We start from the raw sequence: 11,527 nt of genomic DNA on the forward strand, positions 1-11,527 counted from the left end.
GCGGCGGCAACTCCTGCTCCAGCGGCAGCTCCAGTAGCAACAGCACCAGTTCAAGAAACTGCAGCTCCAACTCAAGGTGGAGTATCTAACGCAGAAATCGAAGCATCACTTTTAGAAGTAATCGCTGAGAAGACAGGTTACCCAGCAGAGATGTTAGAAATGGGAATGGATATGGAAGCTGACTTAGGAATTGACTCTATCAAGCGTGTTGAAATCTTCGGTGCGATGACAGAGGCTAATCCATCAGTTCAAGGCGTAGATCCACAAGAATTAGCAGAGTTAAGAACATTAGCTCAAATTGCTGAATATATTTCAGGAAAAGCAGGTGCAACATCAGCACCGGCAGCAGCTCCTGCACCAGTGGCGGCTCCAGTAGCAGCAGCGCCAGTTGTAGAAACACCAGCTCCAGCACCAGCACCAACTTCAGGTGGCGTAACTAACGCAGAAATCGAAGCATCGCTTTTAGAAGTAATTGCAGAGAAGACAGGTTACCCAGCTGAGATGTTAGAAATGGGTATGGACATGGAAGCTGACTTAGGAATTGACTCTATCAAGCGTGTTGAGATCTTCGGTGCGATGACAGAGGCTAATCCATCAGTTCAAGGCGTAGATCCACAAGAATTAGCAGAGTTAAGAACATTAGCTCAAATTGCTGAATATATTTCAGGAAAAGCAGGTGCAACATCAGCACCGGCAGCAGCTCCTGCACCAGTGGCGGCTCCAGTAGCAGCAGCGCCAGTTGTAGAAACACCAGCTCCAGCACCAGCACCAACTTCAGGTGGCGTAACTAACGCAGAAATCGAAGCATCGCTTTTAGAAGTAATTGCAGAGAAGACAGGTTACCCAGCTGAGATGTTAGAAATGGGTATGGACATGGAAGCTGACTTAGGAATTGACTCTATCAAGCGTGTTGAGATCTTCGGTGCGATGACAGAGGCTAATCCATCAGTTCAAGGCGTAGATCCACAAGAATTAGCAGAGTTAAGAACATTAGCTCAAATTGCTGAATATATTTCAGGAAAAGCAGGTGCAACATCAGCACCGGCAGCAGCTCCTGCACCAGTAGCTGAAACACCAGCTCCAGCAGCAGCACCAACTTCAGGTGGCGTAACAAACGCAGAAATCGAAGCATCACTTTTAGAAGTAATCGCAGAGAAGACAGGTTACCCAGCTGAGATGTTAGAAATGGGTATGGACATGGAAGCTGATTTAGGTATCGACTCTATCAAACGTGTAGAGATCTTCGGTGCAATGACAGAAGCGAATCCATCAGTTCAAGGAGTAGATCCTCAAGAATTAGCCGAGTTGAGAACGTTAGCTCAGATTGCTGAGTACATCTCTTCAAAGGCAGGAGCGTCCACCCCCAGTGTAGAGGCGAATACTAATTCGTCAATCGCGGAAAAAAAAAAGTCTACTAACGAAGTAGAAGAAACAACAGTTGCAGAAGATCATACTTCATTCCTTTCTGGAAACTATGATCGCGTAGCCCGCTACGATGTACAGTTGAAATATATTCCCGAGTCAGATCAATTGGTGATCGAGAAAAATGCAGATGCATGGACAGTCATTACAAATGATGGCTCGGGATTAACAGTTTCTTTAGCACAAGAATTATTGGCTGAAGGAAGAAAAGTAGCTGTATTGACAATGCCAGCTTCATTGGTTCGTCAATCGGCAGTGACTTTACCAAACGAGGTAAAGGAGATTGCTCTAGCTGAAATTTCTGATGATGCGATCAAAGCAGCATTAGCTCAAATCGGTGGAGTAGATCAATTTATTAATGTACATCCTCACTTTAGATTCCCGTTAGGTCAATGGGGTATGCACTTCGACAAGGAAAAAGAATTGTTGAAAGCGGCTTACTTATTGGCGAAGCACTTAAAACCTACTTTAAATGAATATGCTTCTAAATCAACTAGAGCTTCATTCATGACGGTAACACGTTTAGAAGGTGCTTTCGGAACGAAGAACCCTGGTAATGTTTCAGTAATCGGAGGTGGATACTTCGGATTAACGAAATCATTAAACTTAGAATGGACTAACGTATTCTGTAGAGGTGTAGACCTTTCTCCTCAATTGAAGGCGGAAGTTGCAGCTAAGAAAATCGTAGCGGAATTAAATGACGCTGACGTTTCTACAACTGAAACTTCTTACAACGATGAAGGAAAACGTTTCACTCTTGCAGCAGTTGAGCAAGCGCATACAGCAGGTACAATGCGTACTTCAAGTATCACTTCTCAAAACGTATTCTTAGTAACAGGTGGTGCCAAAGGTGTAACGGCGGATTGTGTTAGAGCAATGGCGAAAACGTACAAGTCTAAGTTTATCTTAGTAGGTCGTTCGGCATTGACTACAGAAGAGCCAACATGGGCACAAGGTGTAGCAGAAGAGCCAATCTTGAAAAGAAATGCCATGATGTTCTTGAAGGAAAGCGGTGAGAAACCACTTCCTAAGACAGTCAACAGAATGGTAGGTGCGGTACTTTCTCAAAGAGAAATCCAAGAGAACTTAGCGTACATTCAAAGTGTTGGAGCGGAAGCACATTACACTGCGGCAGATGTTACAGATGCTGAAAAATTAAAAGCAGCTGTAGCGCCAATCGTTGCGAAAACAGGAGCAATTACAGGAATCATCCACGGTGCAGGTCGTTTAGCAGACAAACTGATAGAAAACAAAACAGCAACAGACTTCGATAACGTTTATGATGTGAAGATCTCTGGTTTATTAGCAGCCGTAGCCGCTGGTAGTATTCACGATATCCAACACGTTGTATTGTTCTCTTCTGTAGCTGGGTTCTATGGTAACGTTGGTCAAACAGACTATGCAATTGCCAACGAGGTATTGAACAGAGTAGCACACTTATTCAAGAAAAACCATCCAGACGTACATGTTGCTTCTATCAACTGGGGTGCATGGGATGCAGGTATGGTAAGCGGAGAATTAAAGAAATTATTCGAAGCGCACGGTGTTTCTCTAGTTCCTTCTGATGAAGGTCCTGTAGCAATGGTGGATCAATTAAGTGACGCTTTTAAAGCACAACCTCAAGTGATTTTAGGTGGTACTTTACCACTTGCGAAAGCAGATATTACAGGTGACTTGAAAAGCTTTACGATCAAGAGAAATATGACGGAAGAGAAAAATCCTTTCCTTCAACATCATATGATCCAAGGTAATGCAGTATTACCAATCGTAAACGCTTCTACTTGGATGGTTCAAACGGCGACGGATTTATATCCTGGCTTCAACATCCAAAGAGTAGACAACGCGAAGCTTTTCAAAGGAATTGTATTTGATGGTACTCAGGCGGAAGACTACACAATTAAGGTTACAGAAACGTCAAAATCAGAAAAGACTGTAACGTTGACAGTAAACGTTTCTAGCGATAATGGAGGTAAACTTCCGCTGAACCATTACCAAACGCAAATCACTTTAACTTCTGAACCAGTTGAAGCACCCGTATTAGCATTACCAAACAGTGCAAATACACCAGCGGTTGCCGATGCTTCTTCAGTATATACAGACGGAACGCTTTTCCACGGTGCTGATTTCAACGGAATCAAAACGATCCTTGAAATGGACGAGAAAAACATGATTTTCTTATGTGAGCACGAAGGTGTGACCGAAGAACGTCAAGGTCAAGTACCAGTGAAAAAAGTGAATCCTTACCTAATGGATATCATGTACCAAGGAGCAGTCGTTTGGGTACGTCGCTTCCACGGAGCAGCAAGTTTACCATTAAGTACTGATTACGTTGAGATCTTCGATGCCTTGCCATTCGGTAAGCCATTCTATGTGAAGATCGAGGTGAAAAAAGCAGATGACTTCTCAATGGTTTCAGACATTACAGCTTACGATGCTGAAACTGGAAAAGTTTATATGAAAAGTTACGGAGCGGCAATGACTATCAGCCGTGAATTAACTTGGCAATAAATTGAGGGAAGAGGTATGTAGGGGTAAACCTATGTGTTTACCCGCAAAATGTGGAGTAACATCCTATTTTCATCAACCTCTCCACAATAGGCCCACACACACAAACATCTGGTTCAAGTCTTAAGCGATAGCGAGACTTGGACCTAGATACTGAAAAAAGTCTGTAGACTTTTAGATCTATAAGTCTACAGACTTATTCAAAATAACAAGCACAAGTGACGCTTCGCTGAACACTTGCGCTAGTAAAATATAATGATTCAGGTCTTTCGTTAGACCTGAGTCATCTAAGTGATAAAGTTGAAAAGCTGAATCATTTGTCTAGGTGAAAATCTTAGACGCCAAAATTGAATGTAGGGGTAGACCTATGTGTCTACCCAAATCTTTATATCGCAAGTGTTAAGCCGATAGGCGTCACTTGTGATGACACATTGGCGAAGTCTCCTGACTTCGAAATGAATAAAAATGTGGTGATTATGTTCGAAGTCGGGAGACTTCGCCAATTATCAGTTCCAAGTGACGCTAACGCTTAACACTTGAAACATTGACGGGGATAACCTATCAATTAAACTTCTTACCTCATAAAAAGGGAAAGGAGAAAATAAGATATAGAATGAGTAAAAAAGACAAAATTGCGGTCATTGGTATGGGAGGACTCTTTCCAGGGTCAGCCACTCTCGATACATTCTGGAACAACCTTCTAGAAAACAAAGACCTCGTGACTTTATCTGATGAAAAGACGTTTGGACAAGATCCCTTACGACTTTATCATACAGAAAAAGGAAAACTGGATAAATGTTATGCGATTCGTGGTGGTTATGTTCGTGACTTCGACTTTGATCCATCGGACTATAAAATCCAGAAAAACTTATTAGCAAAACAAGACGATCAGTTCAAGTGGTCGTTATATGTAGCTCAACAAGCCTTAAAAGATAGTGGTTACTGGCAAAATACGCAGGACAAAAATTGCGGTGTTATTGTGGGTAACTTGTCTTTCCCAACCCGTCGATCACGTCAAATATTCTCACCTATCTATGCAGATATGGCAGGGAAAGTATTCACTGAGTTAACAGGAGAGGAAGTGAAAGTTCCTTTCGCGAATACGAACTACGACGCTAATATTCACGAAACATTATTGACGAATTCACCTTCTGCCTTGATCGCTCAAGCGGTAGGATTGACTTCGACCAACTATTCATTAGACGCTGCTTGTGCCTCTAGTTTATACGCCATAAAATTAGCCATTGATGAATTACAATTGGGTAAAGCTGACATGATGTTGGCAGGTGCCGTAAGTGGTGCCGATCCATTGTTTATTCACATGGGCTTCTCTTACTTCCATGCGTATGCACGTATGAATGAAAAGTCAGCGCCTTTGGATAATACTTCAGGCGGATTGACTTCATCAGAAGGTGCAGGTATGGTCGTTTTAAAACGATTAAGCGATGCGCAGAAAGATGGAGACAAGATCTTAGCCGTTATTGATGGTGTTGGTTTATCAAATGATGGTAAAGGTAAATTCCTTTTAAGTCCAAATCCTAAAGGACAAAAACTTTCTTTCGAGAGAGCCTATAAAGGAACAAACTTGACACCTGCTGAAATTGATTACTTGGAATGTCACGCTACGGGTACGCCTCTAGGTGATACGACGGAGATTAATTCGATCAGCGATTTCTTTGCACAAGAAGAAGTAAGACCTCCATTCTTAGGGTCTGTAAAATCGAATATGGGACACTTGCTTACAGCGGCCGGTATGACGGGTATGCTGAAAGTGATCCTTGCGATGCAAAAGAAATTTATCCCAGCAACGATCAAAATTGACGGTGCTGTACATTCCAACGATCAGAAAGTCGGTAGAGACCAGATGATGTTGGAGAATAAAGAGTGGCCACAAAAAGGAGAGTTGCCTCACGCAGGTATCAACGCTTTCGGTTTTGGTGGTACCAACGCCCACATGATCTTATCGGCTTACGATGAGAAAGTGGAGGTAGAAAAAGAACAAATTACATCACCTAAGCAACCGCTTTCCATTGTGGGTATGGACCTTCACTTCGGTGGATGTGCCAGCTTGGAAGACTTTTATTTATCCCTTTATCAAGGACAGCAATTCTTCAAAGACCTTCCAGCCAACCGTTGGAAAGGAATGGAAGAGTTGGAGACGTTGAAAAAAGGACTTGGGCTTGAAGATATTAAACGCTTGAAAGGAGCGTGGTTGGAAGAATTTGATTTGGATATTCTTCGTTTCAAAATCCAACCGAAAGAAGCGGAACGTTTAACGTTACAGCAGACTTTAATGCTGACAGTGGCAGACCGTGCATTGCATGATGCAGGTTTAAAAGAACTGGAAGGCAAAGGAGCGAACATTGCGGTATTGACAGCAATGGAATCTGAATTGGAAATCCACCACCGTATGGGACGTTGGGATCTGATTTGGCAAGTGGAGAAAGCCTTGGAAATGGCTGGTTTGGATATGGAAGTCAAGAAGAAAGATGCACTTTCTGATGTCTTGAAAAACTCTGTATTCGAAGCCTTCGAAGACCACTCTCCATCAGAACACACTGGATTTATCGGTAACATCATCTCAAGCAGAGTTTCAGCACTTTGGGATTTCACGGGACCTTCCTTCACGATTTCATCAAACGAAAATGCAGTATATAAAGCATTGGACGTAGCAAGAAATATGTTGGCTTTAGGTGAAGTGGATGCCGTTGTGGTGGGTGCGATCGACTTATCCGGAAGTATGGAAGGGGTATTAAGCCGTCACGTCTTGAACCCAGTTAATACAGGTGATATTTCATTTGGTTGGAATACAGAAACGAACGGATGGAATATCGGTGAAGGTGCAGGTGCTATTGTAATCAAGAGAGCAGAAGATGCGAAAAATGATCGTGTGTATGCTCAAATTGATGATGTGGCGATTGTGCAGTCGGACCTGTCTTCATTGAATGGAGAAATTAACGCTCAAGCTGTAGCAAAAGGTGCGGAAGAGTTATTACAAAGTAATGGTTTGGATGCTTCTGATATCGGATTATTAGAAGTTTCAGCATCAGGTATTGCTTCAGAAGATAAAGCGGAAATTGAAGGTTTGACTTCAGTGTACCAATCAAAAGAGGAGAAACTAACATGTGCCTTAGGTTCAGCAAAAGCAACCGTAGGTCATACGTTCTCCGCTTCGGGTATCGCTTCTATTATCCGTTCAGCTTTAGCTTTATACCATCGATTTATTCCTGCATCCCCTCAGTGGTCAGGTCCTAAATTCGAGGAGAAATTTAAAAACACACCTTTCTACGTTCCTCAGGTTTCATCACCTTGGGTGATCGAAGAAGGAAAAGATACATTAAGAGCGGCGATTTCAGGTTTAGCGACTGATGGTTCTTCAGCACATGTTTTAATGTCTGAAGGGACGCATCCGCAGTTAGACGAACGCAGTCCTTATTTAGCCAAAGGAGGAGAGCGTTTATTCCCACTTTCTATTGAAAGACCAGCAGGAATCAACGAACAACTTTTAGGCGTTTTAACTGATGTAGAGACGCTAGGTTTCAATGAAACATCAGACAAACTTTGCGAAGCATTTAATCCTAATGCACCTATTAAGCCTATTTTCGTTGCGAAAAGCGAGAAAGAATTAATGCGTGATGTGGCGTTTTTCCAAGCGCACATGAAGGATGCTTACAAAGGGAAGAAAGCATTGCAAATGCCAACGGGTAGTTACTACAATCCTAACCCTATCAGTAAGGATGCAAAAGTAGCGATGATGTACCCTGGTTCTGGTGCGGCTTACCAAGGTTTTGGAGCTTCATTATTACAGATGTTCCCAACCCTTTATGATCATATTAATAATTCTGTGAACCATCCGAACAGAGCGTTCTTTACAGAATTTTTATACCCAAGATCACTTACAAAGCCAACGGCAGAGGAAGTGAAAAAGCAAGAGGAAAGTTTAGGAACTAACGCCCTTCCTGTAATGGCGATTGGTGTTGCCTTTGCTTCTGCTTACACCAAGCTTTTACAAGATATTTTAAAAGTAAAATCGGATTCGTTGGCAGGGTACAGCATGGGGGAAACTTCAAGCTTATGGTACAGTCAAGGATTCTGGGATACTCATTTAGTAGATGAGAAATTCTTGGAGTCAAATATTTTCTCTGAAGTTGTAGGCGGTCCAATGACGATTCTTGGTGAAGAATGGAAAATGGATGCGGCGACAGCAAAAGAAAAGTGGAGAAGCCGTTTGATTACCTTAAATGCAAAAACATTAGGGTATAACACTTTAGAAGATTGGTTTAGAGGCGAAGTGGAAGGAAAGTACGAAAGAGTGTACTTGACGTTCATCAATACGGACTCTGAAATCATCATCTCAGGTGACAATGACATCTTGGAAGAAATCATGAAGAAACATGCGCTTTCATCGGTGACATTGACGATTAACAACTGTGTACATCATCCATTTATCAGCCGTGTAACGGACGAGTTTATCACAATGCACCACCTTCCATTACAGAAGGAGATCACGCAGACGGTTTATTCGGGTGTGACACAAAAGCCTATCGCATTGAATGAAGATGCGATTGCGAAAAATGCGAAAGACGTATGCTGTGAGGAAGTGAACCTTCCGAAGTTGATCAGAAGCATGCATGCAGACGGGCACGAATTGTTTATTGAAGTGGGAGCAAATGCTACACTTTCGAGATGGATCGGTGAGATCTTGAAAGACAAGGAACATGCTACGATTGCAACGGACCGTAAGGGTTCGGATTCATTGAAGAGCTTTATGGGAATGGTAGCACAATTGCTAGGTCAGGGCGTAGAACTTGATCTTCAAGCCATCATTGCGAAGACTTCAACGAAGGGCATTCAAAGAAAGAAAATCTATAAGACTTTACATACAGGAGGCAACCGTTTTGAAGAGTTCGCATTAACTGCGGAAAACAAAGCAGCCTTCATCAATTCAACAAACAGAGTCAATACAGCGGAGCCTGTACTAGCAGGAGAGGAGTTTGACATGTTTGCTTTATCAGAAGAAAAAGAAGAACAAACAACCACCAAAGATATGGATAAGAATTCAACCTTAGATGTGATTGAAAATAAGGTGAAACAAAAGATTGCTGAGAATGGCTTGGCACTTTATGATTTTGATGCACCGGATTACAAAGCAAGTAAAAAAGATGCAATCTGGAATGAGCAAGATCTATTGACTTTTGCTACTGGAAAAATCTCAGATGTATTCGGACCTGAGTACTCAATTATCGACACTTACCCTTGTCGTGTAATGTTGCCAATGCCTCCCTACTTATTGGTGAGCCGTGTAACAAAATTGAATGCGAAAACGAATGAGTACAAGCCATCAAGCTTGACGACTGAGTACGATATTCCTTACAACTCATGGTTTGCGACAGACGGACAAATTCCTTGGGCTGTAGCAGTAGAATCAGGTCAGTGTGACTTATTATTGATTTCATATTTGGGGATTGACTTCCAAAACAAAGGAGAGTACAAATACCGTCTATTAGACTGTACGTTGACTTTCTTGGATGACCTTCCTTTCGAAGGACAAACGTTACGTTATGACATCAGCATCGATAGCTATGTACGTAATGGTAACAACCTTTTATTCTTCTTCCGTTACGATTGCTACGTAGAGGACAGAATGGTATTGAAGATGCGTGGCGGTTGTGCTGGTTTCTTCAACGAAGCAGACTTGGCGGAAGGTCAAGGTGTAGTATACAAGCCAGAGGAATTAGAGGAAAGAAACAACCGTAAGAAGCAATTCTTCGAGCCACTTTTACACTGTGATAAAACGACATTCAACCAAGAGGAGCTTTTAGCGTTAACTCAAGGTGATTTGGCAGGTGTATTTGGTTCGGATTACAATACTTTAGGTAGAAACAAATCATTACGTCTTCCTCCAAAAGACATCTTAATGTTAGACCGTATCACGAAGTTGGACATCAAAGGTGGTCACGCGGGTCTAGGATGGATTGAAGCTGAGAAAGACTTGAAAGCGGACGATTGGTACTTCCCTTGTCACTTTAGAGATGACGAAGTATTAGCCGGTTCATTACAAGCAGAAGGCGGTGGACAGTTATTGCGTTTCTTAATGTTGTACATGGGTATGCAACGTTTGACAAAAGACGCTCGTTTCCAACCGGTATTAGATATTCCTCAGAAGGTAAGATGCCGTAAAGAGGTAAATGCAAAAGACGGTAAATTGATCTACCGTATGGACGTGAAAGAGGTAGGTTTAGTACCTGAGCCATACGTAGTAGCCGACTTAGAAATTGTTTATGATGGATTGTCATCAGTGTACTTCGAAAACTTAGGTCTTCGTTTACAAGAAAAAGACAACCCTCAATATAAAAAGGACTTAGCGAACACTAACCACGGTGTGTATGTGAAGCCAGTGAACAAGCCAGTTTTATTAGACGAAGGTGACATCACTCAATTCGCATTAGGTCCAGTATACAAGTGTTTCGGTGATGAGTACAAAGTATTCGAAGGACGTTCATTATCACGTCAGCCAAACACGGATCTTCAAGTGATCTCAAGAGTATTGTCAATCAGCAATGAAAGACACGACTTCAGCAACAACCCTACAATCATTTCTGAATACGATGTTCCTGTAGATGCATGGTACTTCAAGCAAAATGCTTCTCCAGTAATGCCTTATTCTGTATTGATGGAAGTTGCTTTACAGCCATGTGGTTTCTTAGGTGCTTACTTGGGATCTACTTTATCAGTGCCAGACAAAGACTTATTCTTCCGTAACCTTGACGGTGACGGTGAGATGTTAGTTGATGTTGATCTAAGAGGAAAGACGATCACGAACAAAGTAGTGATGACGTCGCATACCAACCTTGCAGGTACAGTATTACAACGTTATACTTTCGAACTTTCAGTAGACGGTACAGTATTCTACGTAGGTTCATCTTCATTCGGATTCTTTACAGTAGCCGATCTTTCTAGCCAAGCAGGTTTAGACTCAGGTGAGAAAGTACCAGCATGGAAAGACGTAACAGACTATGACCAATCGAAAGCCATCACTTTCAACTTGGATTCATTATTCGGTAAAATGAAGTTGTACAAGTCTACTAACCCAGCTTCACCAAGATTACACTTGGCAGAAGACCAACTGAACTTGTTAGACAGTGCTACAATCATCAAAGAAGGTGGTAAGTACGGTAAAGGTTATATCCACGCCACTCGTGCCATCCATAACTACGATTGGTTCTTCACTTGCCACTTCTACCAAGATCCTGTAATGCCAGGTTCATTGGGTGTAGAAGCGATCCACCAAGCGGTACAAGTTTGGGCTTTACAACAAGGTTTAGGTGACGGTTTAGCGAACGTTGGTTTCAACCACCACGCTCCAAACAAAACCGTTTGGAAATACAGAGGTCAAATCCTTCAAGGTGACCCAACAATGAACTTGGATTGCCATATCAAAGAAGTAACAAAGGAAAACGGTAAAGTCGTAATCCTTGTGGATGCGAACCTTTGGAAAGGCGATTTGAGAATCTATGAATTAACGGACCTTTCTTTAGTAATCGGTTAATTTCAACCGCATCATCAGCCCATGATTTAAATCATGGGCTGATGATGCCTA

The 11,527-nt window shown here is 42.2% G+C and carries 2 protein-coding genes; both read left to right on the forward strand.

Features of this window, described 5'->3' with window-relative positions; all coding sequences use genetic code 11:
• Positions 1–3,930 (forward strand): SDR family NAD(P)-dependent oxidoreductase (locus PL77_RS25950; protein ID WP_044211718.1); only part of this gene is annotated, 3,930 nt, incomplete at its 5' end.
• Positions 3,931–4,540: 610 nt separating this feature from the next.
• Positions 4,541–11,476, forward strand: coding sequence for a type I polyketide synthase (locus tag PL77_RS25955; RefSeq protein ID WP_044211747.1), 6,936 nt, complete (start codon positions 4,541–4,543; stop codon positions 11,474–11,476).
• Positions 11,477–11,527 lie beyond the last annotated feature (51 nt).

It is taken from the genome of Flammeovirga sp. OC4 (genome assembly GCF_000812565.1).
Taxonomy (GTDB): Bacteria; Bacteroidota; Bacteroidia; order Cytophagales; family Flammeovirgaceae; genus Flammeovirga.

What these genes read in the sequence shown, in the direction of transcription:
- PL77_RS25955 (WP_044211747.1), top strand. Translation starts at nt 4,541, where the DNA reads ATGAGTAAAAAAGACAAAATTGCGGTCATTGGTATGGGAGGACTCTTT.